The 16,353-nt window shown below is 49.7% G+C and carries 16 protein-coding genes; 5 read left to right on the forward strand and 11 right to left on the reverse strand.

What is annotated here, in order from left to right:
• Positions 1 to 12: 12 nt before the first annotated feature.
• The 3 genes from KB186_RS23770 to fabF form a co-directional block, all read right to left on the reverse strand.
• On the reverse strand, positions 13 to 1,083 hold the full coding sequence (locus KB186_RS23770) for a DUF4179 domain-containing protein (RefSeq protein ID WP_221868064.1): 1,071 nt from the start codon (positions 1,081 to 1,083) through the stop codon (positions 13 to 15).
• Positions 1,058 to 1,606, reverse strand: coding sequence for a sigma-70 family RNA polymerase sigma factor (locus KB186_RS23775; RefSeq protein ID WP_232774495.1), 549 nt, complete (start codon positions 1,604 to 1,606; stop codon positions 1,058 to 1,060). Before KB186_RS23775 ends, KB186_RS23770 begins: the two co-directional genes overlap by 26 nt.
• A gap of 128 nt (positions 1,607 to 1,734) precedes the next feature.
• Positions 1,735 to 2,967 (reverse strand): beta-ketoacyl-ACP synthase II, encoded by a 1,233-nt coding sequence (gene fabF / locus KB186_RS23780; RefSeq protein WP_232774496.1) that lies wholly within the window; start codon positions 2,965 to 2,967, stop codon positions 1,735 to 1,737.
• A 134-nt stretch (positions 2,968 to 3,101) separates the two neighbouring features.
• Here fabF and KB186_RS23785 point away from each other — a divergent pair, with 134 nt between their 5' ends.
• A complete protein-coding gene (locus KB186_RS23785) occupies positions 3,102 to 3,968 on the forward strand; it encodes a helix-turn-helix transcriptional regulator (RefSeq protein WP_221868062.1) in 867 nt (288 codons plus the stop codon).
• A 338-nt stretch (positions 3,969 to 4,306) separates the two neighbouring features.
• Here the strand turns inward: KB186_RS23785 and cimA are convergent, their stop codons facing one another.
• The 7 genes from cimA to KB186_RS23820 form a co-directional block, all read right to left on the reverse strand.
• Positions 4,307 to 5,929: a citramalate synthase gene (gene cimA, locus KB186_RS23790; RefSeq protein ID WP_232774497.1), complete on the reverse strand. Its 1,623-nt coding sequence runs from the start codon at positions 5,927 to 5,929 to the stop codon at positions 4,307 to 4,309.
• A gap of 119 nt (positions 5,930 to 6,048) precedes the next feature.
• Positions 6,049 to 6,888, reverse strand: coding sequence for an alpha/beta hydrolase (locus tag KB186_RS23795; RefSeq protein WP_232774498.1), 840 nt, complete (start codon positions 6,886 to 6,888; stop codon positions 6,049 to 6,051).
• 104 nt (positions 6,889 to 6,992) lie between these two features.
• The gene (locus KB186_RS23800) at positions 6,993 to 8,084 is read right to left on the reverse strand and encodes a YheC/YheD family endospore coat-associated protein (protein WP_232774499.1); all 1,092 of its coding nucleotides are present in this window, start codon (positions 8,082 to 8,084) and stop codon (positions 6,993 to 6,995) included.
• Between the two features lie 118 nt (positions 8,085 to 8,202).
• Positions 8,203 to 9,396: a M20 metallopeptidase family protein gene (locus tag KB186_RS23805; RefSeq protein ID WP_232774500.1), complete on the reverse strand. Its 1,194-nt coding sequence runs from the start codon at positions 9,394 to 9,396 to the stop codon at positions 8,203 to 8,205.
• A gap of 75 nt (positions 9,397 to 9,471) precedes the next feature.
• Positions 9,472 to 10,470, reverse strand: a complete 999-nt coding sequence (locus KB186_RS23810; RefSeq protein ID WP_173610819.1) for a histidinol phosphate phosphatase domain-containing protein — start codon at positions 10,468 to 10,470, stop codon at positions 9,472 to 9,474.
• A 153-nt stretch (positions 10,471 to 10,623) separates the two neighbouring features.
• Complete coding sequence (locus tag KB186_RS23815; RefSeq protein WP_221868057.1) at positions 10,624 to 11,100, reverse strand: dihydrofolate reductase; 477 nt, start codon at positions 11,098 to 11,100, stop codon at positions 10,624 to 10,626.
• Positions 11,097 to 11,891 (reverse strand): thymidylate synthase, encoded by a 795-nt coding sequence (locus tag KB186_RS23820; RefSeq protein ID WP_056489736.1) that lies wholly within the window; start codon positions 11,889 to 11,891, stop codon positions 11,097 to 11,099. Before KB186_RS23820 ends, KB186_RS23815 begins: the two co-directional genes overlap by 4 nt.
• A gap of 107 nt (positions 11,892 to 11,998) precedes the next feature.
• Between KB186_RS23820 and pdxR the strand changes: the two genes are divergently transcribed.
• Both pdxR and KB186_RS23830 read left to right on the forward strand, forming a co-directional pair.
• Entirely contained in the window at positions 11,999 to 13,438 is a 1,440-nt protein-coding gene (pdxR, locus tag KB186_RS23825; RefSeq protein ID WP_232774501.1) for a MocR-like pyridoxine biosynthesis transcription factor PdxR, read from the forward strand.
• Between the two features lie 117 nt (positions 13,439 to 13,555).
• The gene (locus tag KB186_RS23830) at positions 13,556 to 13,756 is read left to right on the forward strand and encodes a hypothetical protein (protein WP_173610816.1); all 201 of its coding nucleotides are present in this window, start codon (positions 13,556 to 13,558) and stop codon (positions 13,754 to 13,756) included.
• Between the two features lie 115 nt (positions 13,757 to 13,871).
• Here KB186_RS23830 and KB186_RS23835 read toward each other — a convergent pair whose 3' ends face one another.
• Entirely contained in the window at positions 13,872 to 14,078 is a 207-nt protein-coding gene (locus KB186_RS23835) for a cold-shock protein (RefSeq protein WP_221868055.1), read from the reverse strand.
• A 124-nt stretch (positions 14,079 to 14,202) separates the two neighbouring features.
• On the opposite strand from KB186_RS23835, the gene KB186_RS23840 reads away from it, so the two are divergent.
• Both KB186_RS23840 and putP read left to right on the forward strand, forming a co-directional pair.
• The gene (locus KB186_RS23840) at positions 14,203 to 14,682 is read left to right on the forward strand and encodes a hypothetical protein (protein WP_173610814.1); all 480 of its coding nucleotides are present in this window, start codon (positions 14,203 to 14,205) and stop codon (positions 14,680 to 14,682) included.
• A 185-nt stretch (positions 14,683 to 14,867) separates the two neighbouring features.
• Entirely contained in the window at positions 14,868 to 16,331 is a 1,464-nt protein-coding gene (putP, locus tag KB186_RS23845) for a sodium/proline symporter PutP (protein ID WP_173610813.1), read from the forward strand.
• Positions 16,332 to 16,353: the final 22 nt, after the last annotated feature.

Below are 16,353 nucleotides of genomic sequence, written 5' to 3' on the forward strand. Positions count from 1 at the left end.
TTTGCGTGGACTTTATTTTTTCAACGTAACGGTAAACGTTTTGAACTCAATGTCTTTCCCTTGTTTCTTTATCATGTCGATGGTTGTTTGGATTATCGTTTCTTTTCCATTTCCATCTATCCCAACACCACCACCTTGAGATGGCAATGACAGATATGGAGTGATCCTTAATTCTTTTACATCTGCTGTCACCGGATCGAAACGACGGGTTCCTGCAAGGTATTCTTTACCATCAGATTTTTTACCTTGGCTACCGCCTGAGTAGGCTCCTAGCTCATTTCCTTTATCATCAACGACCTTGAATTCCAAATAGCTCGATAAATAGCCGATTTCCTCCGTTACCGCCTGGAAGCTGACCACCAGTCCTGCTGGACCCATTGTTATATCCGGAACAGTGAGGTCAATGCCTCCAGCTTTTTGCTGGTGATTGATCGCAATGCGCTTGGTTTCTGTACGGGAACTGATTGGCAAGGAGAAGTTCCACTGCTTGCCGTCCTCCCCATGAAAGCTCAATCCCAGCTTGAACTCCTCTGGCAAGCCATTGATCGCATCGATATCGACAATCCCGGTCGCTAGCGTCGGCGTGATCTGTGTATGTTTGCTGCTTCCTGCGTATCCAAATGCTTTCCCATTTACCGTCAGATCTGGGGAGGAGCCTAAATAATGCTCTCCGACTGCCTGCTTCGTTTCCAATGTATAACCAATCGTAAAACGCGTGCCGTCATAGTACACTTCATTGACAGTAATTGCATGACCATCCACGTCCTGCGACTCGCCAATGACAGTTGTTAAGCCTTTTTCACTCGCTAGCTTCAATCCGTTGTCTCCATATGCCGAGAAAATCGATCCAATCAAAGGCACCTTGGACACCAGATTGGCCATCGCCGGGGAAACTGCTGCTGAGCTAAACAAGACCCCTAAAGCTACGACCGCTGCCCCTGTACTGTACACCAGCTTTCGTTTGTTCAGGCGTTTTCTCTTCGGTACAGCCTGAACCGTTTGGGCGATAATAGCGTCCAGCTTCTCTGTGGGGACTGGAATGCGATCTACTTGCTCTTTATAGGCATGAATTTTTTCTCTCATCGAAATACTCCCCTTTTAGTTTCTTTTTTAATAGCGTCAATCCTCTGTGAATATTCGTTTTTACAGTGCCTTCCGGACAATCCAGCGTTTCGGCGATTTGTTTTACGGAGTAGTCCTTGTAAAACCTTAGCAGCAGTACCGTTACATACTTTTCTTCCATCTCTTCCATTGCTTCCAGCAGATCGATCCGTTCCTCGAGCCTTACGCTTCCTGAATCCCGCACATTTTCAATCATGTCTTTGCTAAGCGAAATTACCTTGCGTTTCCTAGCCAAATAGGCAAGCGCCGAGTTGATCAAAATGCGTGTCAACCATGTGGTAAAATACTGCTCTTCCTTTAAGGTTGAAATGGAGAGCAACGCCTTATAGACCGTTTCCTGAAAAATCTCAAGTGCATCCTCTTCGTTGCGCGTATACACGAAAGCCATCTTGTACAAATTGGTTTTTTCCTGATGAATCAGCATTTGGAACGCGTCAGCATCACCAGCCTTGGCACGAGCAACGAGACCAAGTTGTCTATTCAAACAGCTCCCCCCTCCTTTTCTCCCCTGTTAGAGAAATCAGGGCGACAAAACGTTTCATTTTTTTCTATCGAAATAAAAAAAGCCTGCTCTCACAGTCTACCTGAGACTACGAGAACAGGCTCTATCCATTACATTTTTTTCAGCACAATGACTGCGTTGTGACCGCCAAAGCCAAAGGAATTGGACATGCCGATGTCAAGCGTGGCTTTGCGCGCTGTATTTGGCACATAGTCCAGATCGCATTCAGGGTCACGCTCCACCTGATTGATCGTAGGGGGAATGATTCCTTCCTGCAAGCTCTTGATCAGAGCGACCGCCTCCGCCCCTCCTGCTGCACCAAACATATGACCCGTCATCGATTTGTTGGCGGTGATCGGTACACGGTACGCATGGTCACCAAACAGCTTTTTGATAGCCAATGTCTCGGAACGGTCTCCGATTTCTGTGCTGGTTGCGTGCGCGCTGATGACATCCACGTCTGTCGGTTGCACCCCTGCTTCCTGGAGGGCCCATTTCATCGCACGGTAGGGACCGATTCCTTCCGGATGTGTCGCCACCATGTGGTAGGCATCAGAGCTTGCCCCATAGCCAATCACTTCGGCATACATGCGTGCGTTTCTTTTCTTGGCGTGTGATTCCGATTCCAAAATCACAATTCCGGCACCTTCCGCCATGACAAACCCATCCCGCTTGGCATCAAATGGCCGACTCGCTGCTGGTGGATCATCATTTCTTGTGGACAATGCCGTCGCATTGCTAAAGCTGGCGAGAGATATGTCCGTCACTGCGGCCTCAGACCCTCCTGCGATGACGACATCCGCCCCGCCCGACCGAATGAGCCGGAAAGCCTCACCGATGGACGTATTCCCAATTGAGCACGCCGTAACAGGTGACATCGTCGGCCCGTACAGACCGTACTTGATGCTGATCATCGCTGCTGCCATGTTGGAGATGAGCATGGGAACCAGCGTCGGACTGACCCGCTCAGGGCCTCGTTCACGAAGAACGTCATGCTGCTCAAGGAGCGTCCCTACCCCACCGATGCCAGAGCCTACATATACCCCGATGCGCTCGCGGTCCAACTCGTCCAGCCGAAGCTCAGCATCCTCTAGCGCTTCTTCTGCAGCAGCAAGGGCAAACTGGCAAAAGCGGTCCATTCGCCGCGATTCTTTGCGCCCAAACCGCTCTACCGGATCAAAATCTCGCACCAAACCTGCGATTTTCGTTTTATTGCGTGCTGTATCAAAAGTATCAATAGGCGAGATACCAGACTTCCCTTGCACGAGACTGTTCCAAAACTGATTCACTGTATTCCCTATCGGGGAGATTACCCCCATGCCTGTGACAACGACTTTTTCCATGATTAGCCTCCCATTGAGTGCCTTATGAAAACAATCTTGTCACACGGGTTATCCTATTACAAGTTGTTGTTTATCCTAGTATAATGAGTACTAGTCTAACAAACTTAACCAGTTGAGGAAACGGAGAGTGTACCATGAATCAGCAAACACGCTTGCAGGCACTGTCTACTTTTTTGAAAGCGCAGCGCGCCAAAATCCTGCCACAATCGGTCGGGCTGGCTCCTGGGACACGCAGAAGAACACCTGGGCTACGAAGAGAAGAAGTTGCTCAACTCGCGGGGGTTAGCTCCACCTGGTATACATGGCTGGAACAAGGCCGCGATATCAAGGTCTCGCCATCCGTTCTGGATGCGGTAGCGAGAGCCTTGCAGCTTACCGTCGATGAGCGAAAATATTTGTATGCGCTGGCACTGGAGACAGGCACTGGAGTAGGGCAAGACGTGCAAAAAGAAGATGAACCGCCGAAGATCAATCCTGCCCTCAAACGAATCTTAAAAGAGTTGCGCTCATGTCCAACCATCATTTCAGATCGGCGCAGTCATATAGTCGGCTGGAACGAGGCAGCGGCGCATGTCTTTCTCGATTTTGAACAAATCCCTTATGAAGAGCGCAATTTGATCCGCCTGGTGTTTACGCGAAAGGAATTACGGCGGCTGGCCGTGAACTGGGAGCATTTCGTCAGCGGCTTTCTCGCGATTTTTCGCGCCAATTACGGTCAGTATGTAGAGGACGAGTGGTACGAGCAGTTTTTAAGCGAAATGCGACAGGTTCATCCCGACTTTCACGAGCTTTGGGAGCAAAGCCGCGTCAGCTCAGCACCGGAGGTTTTACTGGAATTCCGTCATGCGAAGGCAGGGAAAATGCTCTTTCATCTGACCTCGCTGCAAGTTTCCGGGAGCGCGGATTTGCGGTGCAGCATTTACACGCCTGACCCGAATTCTGCCACGGAGACAAAGCTGCGGCAGTTGATTGATCGGCCTGTTACTTCTGGCAAACCTTGACCCAAGGTCTTTGGGGTTTGAGTCAACATGGTGGAGGAGAAGAAAAAGCACAGTTCTCTTCGACTCTGACACGCCAGTTTGGGGGATTCACTGCCCGTCTCCACTTCCAAAAGGGGACCGTCGAGCCAAAGCCACCCTACGGGCGGAGGCTTCTCAGGGAAGAAGTGTTCGACAAGCGTGATCCCCTTTTGGAAGTTCCGACTGGGTAGGCGTTGTCAAGGTCTACGAGCTCTGTGCTTTTTCTTCTCACTAGCCTTGTTCGTAAACCGATGTCTTCTAAAACATGCACGCAAAAGGAAAACCAGCCCGACGGCATCTGCCCGGGCTGGTTCACTTTGCTAATGATTCACAATTCCTACGCGCGTCCCGGAGGAAGCAAGGCTTCCGACTTCCTCGCAGCCTTCTTTCCACAGCAAGTAACGGATACTGTCTGCCAGCGCTTCCCAGCTCGCTTCGATGACGTTGGTAGAGACGCCGACTGTGCTCCACTTTTCGCCGTTGCTCGAGGATTCGATCAGGACACGTACTTTTGCGGCAGTCGCGCCATTTTCGTCCAGGACACGCACTTTGTAATCTTCCAGCTGCATTTTTGCTATGCATGGATAGTAGCCTTCCAATGCTTTTCGCATTGCATTGTCCAGTGCATTCACCGGACCATTGCCATCAGCAGCCGTATGGACAGACTCCCCGTTCACCCGCAACTTCACGGTCGCCTCCGACGTGATCGATTGGACGGCTGCCTTTTCCAGCATGATTTTGAAGGAGTCTAGTTTGAACAGGTTCTTCAGCTTGCCGGAGGCTTCCAGCAGCATCAGCGTCAGTGAAGCCTCTGCTCCCTCGTATTGATAGCCTTGGAATTCGCGCTCTTTGATGTGTGTAATGATTTCTCTCGCCTTTTGGCGATCCAGCGAGAGGTCGATCTCGAGCTCTTCCATTTTGGCGAGCAAATTGCTTTGTCCTGCGAGTTCTGAGACGAGTACGCGGCGTTTGTTGCCGATGTTTTCTGGCTCGATGTGCTCGTACGTTTTCGGGTCGCGCATAACGGCGCTTACGTGAATACCACCCTTGTGAGCAAAAGCACTGTACCCGACAAACGGCTGATTGTTCGGCATGGTCATGTTGGCAATTTCCGCTACATAGCGAGACAGCTGTGTCAGCTCCTGCAATTGATCAGTGCTCACACAATGATAGCCCAGCTTGAGCTGCAAATTCGGAACCACAGAGATCAAATTGACATTCCCGCAGCGCTCACCGATGCCGTTAATCGTTCCTTGCACTTGCTGTGCGCCAGCCTGAATCGCAGCTAGTGCATTGGCAACTGCCACTCCACTGTCATTATGCGGATGAATGCCTACAGGCGTCCGCAGATGGCCCACAGTCGTTTTGACAATATCATAGACTTCATGCGGCAGTGTCCCGCCATTTGTATCACAGAGAACAATCCAGTCAGCCCCAGCCTCTTCTGCTGCTTCCAGCACCCGCAATGCGTAGCGCGGATTCGCCTTGTACCCATCGAAGAAATGCTCAGCCAAAAAGAGAGTCGTCAGTCCGTTTTCTTTTAAAAATGCGACCGAATCAGCGACCATGCGCACGTTTTCTTCCAATGTCGTCTTCAGAGCATCTGTCACGTGCAAATCCCATGATTTCCCGAAGATCGCGGCTGCCGAGGCTCCGCTTAAGATCAACGCTTGCAGATTCTCATCATCCGGCGCTGCTACATTCGGTCTACAGGTACTGCCAAAAGCCGTTACCTTCGCGTGCTGCAGCGAAATCTCCCGGATACGCTCAAAAAAAGCCATGTCCTTTGGATTGCTGCCCGGCCAACCGCCTTCAATAAAATCGATACCAAACTGGTCCAGCCGCAGTGCGATCTTTATCTTGTCTTCTACTGACAGGCTGATCCCCTCTCCCTGCGTACCATCTCGCAGGGTCGTATCATACAGATACACCTTGCTATTCATGTTTCTTCTCCACCTGTTCTTTTATTTTTCTGAATAATCACATCATTCCAACCGTTAGAACGATTCCCAGTATACCACAGCCCAAATGGAAAGAAAACGCGGGAAAATAGAGGTTTTTTCTATGTCCGTGGGGTGCGGACAAATGCGACGGTTTGCTTGATTGCAGCTTCCAACGGAGTCGATGTTCCCGCAAACGGATGACGCGTGTTAAATGTATGATCTCCGCCTTCTATCCAGTGCAGCTCGCTGTTTTTGGCGGCCTGATGAATTCTTTTTGCACCCTCTACCAGACGGACATAATCTTTTTCTCCTGTGATGATGCACAGTGGTTGCTCCATCGTAGAGACAAGTTTCAAAATATCGTATTGCTCTCGATTGTTATCCACGTCCTCGATCACGACTCTCGTGATTGGCATATCTTGACCAGTCCGCGCATTCGCTATGTATCCGACACCAGTCTCTTCTATTTGTCTGCGCAGCTTCTCGTCGAACAAATCGACATGAGCGATTCCGTTCCAGGTCACAATCCCTGCCACATGCGGGTTGTTTGCTCCGAATAAAATCGCGTCACCGCCGCCCTTGCTGTGTCCCAATACATACAGCTTCGTTTTGTCCACGTAATCGGGTAACGGGAGCTCGCCTGACAAAATCCGTTCCGTCAACGCTTGCAAATCAGCCAGTTCACGGGCATATGTATTGCGTCCGAATTTCTCCAGCTCGTCGAACTCCGTCAAGCTCTCCCCTACGCCATTGCAGCTAAAATTAAAGCGAATCGTGGTAATGCCTTGCTTGGCCAGCTCATCGGCTACGTAGGGAAAGCTTCCCCAATCCTTGAAGCCTTTAAAGCCATGGCAAAACAGCAGTAGTGGCTGTTCTGAGCCTGCCGCTTCCTCCGTATGAATATCGCCGCGAAGCGTCAACTGCTCATCGAGTGCGATGGAAAAGGATTGCTTTTGCATGTGTGCTTCACCTCTTGTGCATTTTTTTATTATTATGCCGTGTCCCCCTCCTAAAAGAAACGAAAATACCAAAAAAAGAGATCTTCCTCTATGGAAGATCCCCTTTAGTTCACTGCATTGTTTTTATTAACAAGGTACAACGCATACTCCAACGGCCGCCGAACCGCCGTCGCATATCGCTTGTGCTGACGCATCTGCTTGAAAATTTCTCTCCCTGGCTTCGGATTGATTTCGATAATCCAAACCCTGCCATGAACATCAATCCCCAGATCAAAGCCAAACTCCATCATCAGGCCGAAATGCTCTTCAATGCGTTTGACAGTCTTGATCGCGAGCTCCCTGCATTCCAGCACAATCCGCTCTGCCGTTTCCTGACCAAATCGTTTGACCAAAAAGGAAACAGCAGGCAAAGCGGTTCCCCCTCCATGCAAATTGGAGGTGGACGATTGTATCGGCCCAACGCGAATGCCCATCCCGGTCAAACACCACTGACCTTTCCCGTCCTTTTGCACAAGCATGCGAGCATCTACTGTTCGCTTGGGAACCAGTGACAACCGTAGCCCCTGTTGAAGAAAAAACTTCTCGTTTCCGCTCTTCTCCTTGTTCATCCAATGCTCCAGCCGCTCGCACACCTCTGTGAGTGTCGCCAGTTTTTCGCAGCTTTTGGCTTGCTGCTTGGTCCTGCCATGCAAAAGGTAGCGACCTGCTTGTTTCTCCACACGCAGTATACTTCTGCCACCAGTGCCGTTTGTCGGCTTGAGATAAACCAGACGATGATCGGCAAGCATCGTAGCAAGCGTTTTTCTGTCGTAGGGGAGTGTTTCGGGAAGCCAGCGCTGTAGCTCAGGATCTTGTATCAAAATCTGATGCACAACATATTTGTTCGAGAAACGGTTATTCGCATAACGAAACAAGTCTTGCTTGCGAAATGGCAAATAGGCACGATGCTTGGGCAATGGATAGTAGCGATAACGATCAATGACGATGTCGGGCCAGGCAAAACGCTCTCGTCTCCACTTCGTACCATCTGGTACATAACCGTTGATCCGCTTTTCTTCCAAACGGACATCTTGTGGGCTAAATAAAAAAACCTCTGCCCCCATTTCTCTTCCTTCCTTAACCAGCCTTCGCAAATAGCCGGGCTCGACAAAGCCTGATTCTCCTCGGTAGGTCAGTACGCCTATCCGTTTTCTCACCGAAAGGCCACTCCCTCCCTTGTTCGATTTTCTAGCTAGCCTTGTATAGCTTATGGTTGAAAGCAAAAAAAAGCGCCTTTGTCCTATGTAGGCAAAAGCGCATCTTTCATACGTTTTCTTATCGTTGATGTGTTTCCAAATAATGCAGTGCTGTTCGTCCCAAGAGCTCGCCTGCAATCAGCATGGCATCCTCGTCGATATCGAAGCGGGGATGATGGTGGGGATATGTCGCCAGCTTTTCCGGATTGCCTGCCCCTACGAACAAGTAAGCGCCGGGCACCTTTTCCAAGTAGTAGGAAAAGTCCTCGCCACCCATCAACGGCTTCATCGATTCCACACGGCCAGCTCCAAATGCGGCAATGGCTGCTTCCCGGGCGATCGCTGTTTCTCTTTCATGGTTAATGACAGCTGGATACCCTCGCTCGTAGACAACTGTAGCGCTGCCTCCCATCATGGCAGCTGTCCCTTCCGCAATTTCTGTCAGACGCTGCTCCGCTCGATCGCGGACGTCTGGCAAAAAGGAGCGGACAGTCCCTGTCAAACGACAGCTATCTGCGATGATGTTCGTACTGTCTCCGCCGTTGAACGTACCCACAGTCACGACCACACTTTCTAATGGGCTGACGTTGCGGCTGGCAATCGTTTGCAGATGACCGACGATTTGCGAACCGATCACAATGGAGTCGACGGTTTCTTCTGGAACAGCACCGTGTCCCCCTTTACCTTTGATCTCGATGGAAAAGTCGTCCGTATTCGCCATGAGCGGACCCGCACTAATGAATACCTTTCCTACAGGGAACATCGACCAGAGATGAACGCCAAAGATCGCATCGACGCCATCTACAGCCCCATCCTCAACCATTTGGGTTGCTCCGCCCGGATTTTCCTCTTCCGCATGCTGAAAGACAAAGCGAATTTCACCGGGAAACTGCTCACGATTTGCTGCCAAAACAGAAGCGAGTCCTAATAGCTGGGACGTGTGCGCATCATGACCACACGCATGCATGACACCAGGTACAGTAGATTTATACGGTACTTCTTTTTGATCTTGAATCGGCAGCGCGTCAAAATCCGCACGCAACGCGACGACCCTACCCGGGCTCCCTCCGCGCAAAACACCGATGACTCCTCTACCGCCAACGCCTGTGCGAACCTCATCGAAGCGAAGTCCTCTTAATATTTCGGCAATAAGCGCTGGAGTCTTCTCCTCTTGAAAGGAAAGCTCGGGATGCTGGTGCAGATGACGCCTCCAGCTAATGATTTGCGGCTCCATTTCTTTGAGCAGCTCTTTTAATTGTTCCTGCAAGCCCATGGTTCTTACTCCTCCCCTGGATGCACCATTCTTTCTCCCATCATAGCAGAATCATGGGCCAAATGGGGAGCTTGACTAATCCAGAGCGAGCATGCTGCGTTTTCGTTTTTCAAAAACGGCAAAGCTCGTATAGCCTACCCGTTTCAACTGCGCTCGAGCCTCGTCCAACTGCTGACCGACTTGATCAGGCGCAGTAGCACTAGATGCCAAAGTGATGGGCACCTCATTCTGAAACAAAATTTCCAGAAAACGATAGCTGGGCGAAAATTCTCGGAGCTGACTCGCCAAACCGTAGCCTGTATTGATTTCCGTCGCAATCCCCATTCGTCCAAGAGTCCGGGCCACACGCTGATAATAGGGTAATAGTGCAGTTTCATCCGGTCTTACACCAAACGCTTTGATGCCATCGATATGGGCGATGACATCGAATAATTGAGATTTGATCGCCTGCTCCAGCTTGTCAAAATAAAGGCTATACAATCCGATGAGCTCCTGTCTTCCAAAGCGTTCTCGTGCATCGTGGATCGGATAGCCCCAGCCTTCCAGAAAATGCACGGCTCCTATACATACATCCCAAGGATATTGATTGATGACATGCCGTAGCGTCTCTTCTCCACCTGAAAAATAGTCCAATTCAATTCCCACACGCAGCTCAATCCCATCCTCCGCCCAACGAAGCCGCTCTTTTTGCAGGAAAACAACAAAGCTGTCCAGTGAGTCGTTTGCGACCTGACTCAGCCATTTGCGCTGCGCTGTCCCCAAACGATCAGAGCCGATGTGCACATGCTGTTCGTAGTACGACTGGTACTCAAGAAAGCGGTATAAGTGCTCGACCACACAAACTTGCTGAATCCCAGCCTGTTTAGCACGTAATCGATACAATTCAAGCCAATCCCGTGAATACGGTCCTTGTTGAAGCCGCTCTGCCAACCCATTGGTCAGCATACTTGCCCATTTTCGACTCCCACTCACTTCGGCATGCTCCACGAGGGGGCGCAATGATTCCGCTTGCTTCAGCAACCAGTCCAGCGAATACGGCCCTTCCTCCAGATGGACGTGAAAGTCTACCTTCACCCGATCACCTCCTTGGGTTCGTCCCTGCTATTTTCTATCGTTATATATGCGTTTAGTTCCATACATATGTCGAGTATTCACATGACGAACGACCTAGCAGAAGAGGTGACAAAAGAACAAAAAAATGCCTCTGCAACGAGGCATTTTTGATTTTTAGCTATTTTTTCGCTCATACACGTAAAACGCATGCGGGTGAACGTTCTTCTCATCCACGATACCCTCACGCTTGTTCACCAAGGTGTAAGCATCGCGATCCCATGCCGGGAAAAACGTATCGCCCTCCGTTTCCAAATCGATCTCTGTAATGTACAGACGATCAACGACATCGAGAAACTGGCGATAAATTTCCGAGCCGCCAAAGATGATAACATCCCCCATGGCTAGCACTTCTTCCTTCGTATGGACGACATCTACACCTTCAGGGTGAAAGTCATGGCTGCGCGTCAGCACGACATTTCTGCGGTTAGGCAGAGGCTTGCCAATCGATTCGAACGTTTTGCGTCCCATCACAATCGTTTTGCCTGTCGTTAATTCTTTCACATTTTTCAAGTCGGCGGGAAGGTGCCACGGCATGTCGCCATCTTTTCCGATGACTTGGTTGCGAGCATAGGCAACAATCAGGCTGATCATACGGCCACCTCACCTTTGATGTGGGGATGGGATTCGTAGCCGACGATTTCAATATCTTCGTATTTGAAGTCAAAAATGGAAGTCACTTCCGGATTGAGCACGAGCTTTGGCAGTGGTTTCGGCTCGCGGGTGAGCTGGAGCTTGACCTGCTCGATATGGTTGAGATACAGATGAGCGTCTCCAATCGTATGAACAAAATCGCCCACTTCAAGCCCGGTGACATGCGCTACCATATGCGTCAGCAACGCGTAGGAAGCGATATTAAACGGCACACCCAAAAATGTGTCGCCACTGCGTTGATACAGCTGGCAGGACAGCTTGCCGTTCGCTACATAAAACTGGAACAGCAGGTGACAAGGCGGCAATGCCATCTTGTCCAATTCAGCCGGATTCCACGCGCTAACGATCAAGCGGCGAGAGTCCGGATTGCGTTTGATCTCATCAATGACCCATTGAATTTGGTCCACTGTTTTGCCGTCGCGCCCAGTAAAAGAACGCCATTGGCTCCCGTATACCGGGCCCAAATCTCCGTTTTCATCGGCCCATTCGTTCCAGATCCGCACGCCGTTTTCCTGCAAATATCTCACATTGGTATCTCCCGATAAAAACCAGAGCAGTTCGTGGATGATCGATTTCATGTGCAGCTTTTTCGTCGTGACCATGGGAAAGCCTTCACTCAAGTCAAAACGCATCTGATGCCCAAAAACACTGGTCGTTCCGGTGCCTGTCCGATCCTCTTTTGTGACACCCTCATCCAAAATGCGCTGGCATAAATCCAGGTATTGTTTCATCGTCCATCTCTCCTTCCATCTCATCTATTTTACCTGACCGAGACAAAAAGGAAAGATCGGAATGTCATGATATAATAAATGGATAAATGTAGAAAGCGGGATTCGTGATGGATGGCATATCTCCTGTGGCTACAAAGCCCTTATATAAACAAATAGCAGAGCAAATCGAGCAAAGAATCAGCAGTGGTGAATTCGGTCCTGGCAGCTATTTGCCCTCGGAGCGCACGCTGGCCAAAGAACTGAACGTCAACCGTTCTACCGTCGTCGCAGCGTACGATGAGCTGCAAGCAGCAGGTATGATCGAGCGCATACAAGGAAGTGGCACGATCGTCAGTCAAGATATTTGGGGACTGGCACGGACCCGCGTTCCGAACTGGCGACATTTGACGGAGTCAGGTTCGTTTCGTCCGAATTTACCGTTGATTCGCAAAATCCGTCGTGAAACACAGGAAAATGACTTGATCGATTTGGCGAGTGGCGAGCTCTCGAGCGATCTCGTCCCCAACCAAACGCTCCAACAGCTCATGACCCCCGATGACTTCCCTGCTCATCTCGGCTATGAGCATCCGCAGGGCAATTGGGCTTTGCGAGAGACATTGAGTATCCATATGAAAACTTGGCGAAGCATCGAAGCACCTGCTACCTCGATCATGATTACGTCAGGAGCCCAGCAAGCCCTTCATCTCGTCGTTCAATGCTTGTTAAAGCCAGGGGATGCGGTTGCGATTGAGGAGCCGTCTTATTGTTATTCCTTGCCGCTTTTTCATTCAGCTGGCTTGCGTACGTTTTCGCTGCCTGTAGACCGGGACGGAATCGATCCGAAGCACTTAGCCCAGCTCCATCGCCAGCACCGCATCAAAATGGTTTTTCTCAATCCGAATTATCAAAACCCGACAGGGACACTGCTTTCATTGGAGCGACGCCATGAATTACTCGCGTTTTCCTATGAAAATGGGATTCCCATCATCGAGGATGATCCATACAGCTTGACCAGCTTTTCGAGAGAGCCCGTCCCAACCTTGAAATCACTGGATCAACACGGAACAGTACTCTACATCAGCTCTTTGACCAAAATCGTCGCCTCGGGTCTGCGCATTGGCTGGATCGTCGGACCCCCTACTGTCATGGAAAGACTGGCAGATGCGAAACAACAGTTTGATTTTGGACACAGCATTTTTCCGCAATGGCTGGCGAATCGCTTTCTCGGATCGCCTCAGTTTGCGAGTCATATTGATCTTTTACGAACAGAGCTATCCTTGCGGCACGATCAGCTTGTCTCCTCGCTTCAAAACAAGTTCGATGATCAAGTAGAAATAGTCGGTTCAGAGGGAGGCATTCACCTTTGGTGCAAATTTAAAGGGATATGGAGCGGCGAATGTCTTCTCACAGAATCAGTCAAACGAGGAGTTGTCTTCGTTCCGGGACATCTTTTCGGCGCAGAGCAAGGGTATGTCCGCTTCACCTTTGGCAGAGCCACCCTGGATCAGATCCCTGAGGCAGTCTCGCGCTTAGCGGATGCATTCACAGCAAGTGGATGGGCAAAATAATCCCCAAGTGGATGGCAACATTTTTGTGCGGTCGGTATATGATCGAAGTAAGCTACCGTATGCATCCTCGTGTATATCCAGCAGGATGACTGGGCCATACAGAAAGGACTGGCTGTTATGAGTATTTTGCCTTTCATTATTGCAATTATTGTACTTGTTCTTATAGCCCTCGTCGTTACGATAAAAATCGGAATCAACCCATCCGAATCCAAAGTGCGGGGCTTTAAACAACGCTCCCGAAATCTGTTGATCATTTACGGCATCATTACGATCGCTCTGGTCATTGCACTGTCAGTCTTTCTCTACAACAATCTTTGATCAATCCCGACGCTACGTGACATAAATAAGACGCCGTCTGCCTTTTACAGGTATGACGGCGTTTTTGAATCGAAGGAAGTCCTTCGTCATGTGTTTTTAGAGGATGTTACCAACTTTACACGCTTTTCCTCGCCACATTGGCGGCTTGTAGCCCACGCTGTCCATTCACAATCTCAAAAACCACCTGCTCGCCTTCCTCCAAGTTCCGGTAACCTGCCCCCGTGATCGCAGAATAGTGTACGAATACATCAGGTCCGCCATCGCGCTCAATAAACCCATAGCCCTTTTCTTTGCTGAACCATTTTACTTTCCCTTGAATCATTGTGTTTCCTCCCTGTAATCAGTGCAGCTCTTACGCTTACCTCATCATATGCGGATGCGAAGTCAGTGGATATACGGTAAAATAAATAAAGTATGAATCGTCACGCCAGAAAGGAGTGAATCACATGAAAAAAGTATGGATGATTGCATGCGCGTTGCTGCTCACTGCCTGCTCCGATCTATCCGAAGGGGTCCAAACCGCTCAGCAAGCAGTAGAAACAGGTCAACAAGCGATTGAGACAGGTAAACAGGCTGTCGAGGCGGGCCAACAAGTACTGGAAGCCGGCAAGCAACTGGCTGAGTCTGAAGTCGCCAAACAGCTGCAAACATACCTCCAGCAAAAATACGAATCCTCTGAAGCATTGCGTAATGCCATGTTCAGTGGAGATGGTCAGTTGCTTGTAGAACAATTGCAAAAGACCGAGCTTGCGAACTTCAGCTTTTACAAATCTGACATGTTTGGTGTTGAATATACAGGCACGCTCTCTGCCGATGGTACTTTCAAAGTGCTCAAGCACGATTTGAACAACCAAGGTGCAGAGCCTACAGTCGTAAAGGAATTCAAAGTAACGCTCGACGGAAACGGTCAGGTTCAGGTTCAGTAATTCGGAAAACATTTCAAGAAAAGCCTGCGATCAATCCTCGCGGGCTTTTTCGTGTTGTAAAAAACTTTTTATTGGATTTCTACGAAATTTTCTGTGTTTACTTATAGATTTTTATAATTGGGCATGATAATGTGTAAGATGTTCATATAAATTTCACAAATACTAAACACAACGAGGTGATGCCAATGAATATGCTGCTCGCATCTATTATTGTGTACATGGCAGGTATGCTCCTGATCGGCTATTATGCCTACAAGCGTACCTCCAATCTGACAGACTACATGCTCGGCGGTCGGTCGCTCGGTCCAACTGTAACCGCTCTCAGTGCGGGTGCATCCGACATGAGTGGCTGGTTGATGATGGGCCTGCCTGGCGCCATGTTTGCCCAAGGTCTTAGCGCATCCTGGATTGCCATCGGTCTGACTCTCGGAGCTTATGCCAACTGGCTGTACGTCGCTCCCCGCCTTCGTTCGTATACAGAGGTTGCCAACAACTCGATTACGATTCCTGCTTTTTTGGAAAATCGTTTCGGAGATGGGTCACGGATGCTCCGTCTTGTCTCGGCTCTTGTTATTATGATCTTTTTTACTTTTTACGTCTCATCCGGGCTCGTTTCTGGAGGCGTGTTGTTTGAAAACACTTTCCACTTGAGCTATCAAACGGGGCTATGGATTGTTGGATTGGTCACCATTGCCTACACATTGTTTGGCGGCTTCCTCGCTGTAAGCTGGACGGACGCTGTACAAGGACTCATCATGGTCATCGCGCTCATTCTCGTTCCACTCGTGACCGTTCTTACAGCAGGCGGATTGGGAGAAACATTTACCGAGATCCACACTGTCGATCCCTCTTTGCTCGATATTTTTAAAGGGACGAGCCTGCTCGGCATCATCTCCTTGTTTGCATGGGGTCTCGGCTATTTCGGACAACCGCACATTATCGTTCGCTTTATGGCGATCACGTCCACGAGTGAGATCAAAAAAGCACGTAGCATCGGTATGGGCTGGATGATTTTCTCCGTCATTGGCGCCATGCTGACAGGTCTGGTCGGTATTGCCCTGTACTCCAAGCAAGGCTGGACGTTAAGCGATCCTGAAACGATCTTCATCCAGCTAGGTACGATCCTGTTCCATCCACTCATTACCGGATTTTTGCTTGCGGCGATTTTGGCAGCGATCATGAGTACGATTTCCTCTCAGCTGCTCGTAACCTCCAGCTCCTTGACCGAGGATATTTACAAAACCTTTTTCAAGCGTTCTGCAACCGACAAAGAACTGGTCAACTTTGGTCGCCTGTCCGTCTTAATAGTATCTGTCGTCGCCTTTTTGCTCGCCTTGAATAAAAATGACACGATCCTCGATCTCGTCGGATACGCGTGGGCCGGATTCGGTGCTTCGTTTGGGCCTGTCATTTTGCTCTCCCTCTATTGGAAGCGCATGAACAAATGGGGTGCTCTCGCGGGTATGGTCGCTGGCGCGCTTACCGTTATCATCTGGACTCGTTTTGATGTGCTGAAGGACTTCCTCTATGAGATGGTTCCGGGCTTTGCCATTAGCCTGCTCGCCATCGTAGTTGTCAGCCAACTGACCAGCAAGCCTTCGAATGAGGTCAGCGCTCAGTTTGATGAGTACCAAAAAAGCATGAAATAATCCTTTTCGAAAAAAAGCCAAG

Source organism: Brevibacillus sp. AF8 (assembly GCF_021270385.1).
Classification (GTDB): Bacteria; Bacillota; Bacilli; order Brevibacillales; family Brevibacillaceae; genus Brevibacillus.

Coding starts and splice junctions, on each gene's coding strand:
- KB186_RS23830 (WP_173610816.1), top strand. CDS start 13,556: ATGAGTATTTTGCCTTTCATTATTGCAATTATTGTACTTGTTCTTATA.
- KB186_RS23835 (WP_221868055.1), bottom strand. CDS start 14,078: ATGATTCAAGGGAAAGTAAAATGGTTCAGCAAAGAAAAGGGCTATGGG.
- KB186_RS23785 (WP_221868062.1), top strand. CDS start 3,102: ATGAATCAGCAAACACGCTTGCAGGCACTGTCTACTTTTTTGAAAGCG.
- KB186_RS23795 (WP_232774498.1), bottom strand. CDS start 6,888: ATGCAAAAGCAATCCTTTTCCATCGCACTCGATGAGCAGTTGACGCTT.
- fabF (WP_232774496.1), bottom strand. CDS start 2,967: ATGGAAAAAGTCGTTGTCACAGGCATGGGGGTAATCTCCCCGATAGGG.
- cimA (WP_232774497.1), bottom strand. CDS start 5,929: ATGAATAGCAAGGTGTATCTGTATGATACGACCCTGCGAGATGGTACG.
- putP (WP_173610813.1), top strand. CDS start 14,868: ATGAATATGCTGCTCGCATCTATTATTGTGTACATGGCAGGTATGCTC.
- KB186_RS23770 (WP_221868064.1), bottom strand. CDS start 1,083: ATGAGAGAAAAAATTCATGCCTATAAAGAGCAAGTAGATCGCATTCCA.
- KB186_RS23805 (WP_232774500.1), bottom strand. CDS start 9,396: ATGGGCTTGCAGGAACAATTAAAAGAGCTGCTCAAAGAAATGGAGCCG.
- KB186_RS23820 (WP_056489736.1), bottom strand. CDS start 11,891: ATGAAACAATACCTGGATTTATGCCAGCGCATTTTGGATGAGGGTGTC.
- KB186_RS23815 (WP_221868057.1), bottom strand. CDS start 11,100: ATGATCAGCCTGATTGTTGCCTATGCTCGCAACCAAGTCATCGGAAAA.
- pdxR (WP_232774501.1), top strand. CDS start 11,999: ATGGATGGCATATCTCCTGTGGCTACAAAGCCCTTATATAAACAAATA.
- KB186_RS23840 (WP_173610814.1), top strand. CDS start 14,203: ATGAAAAAAGTATGGATGATTGCATGCGCGTTGCTGCTCACTGCCTGC.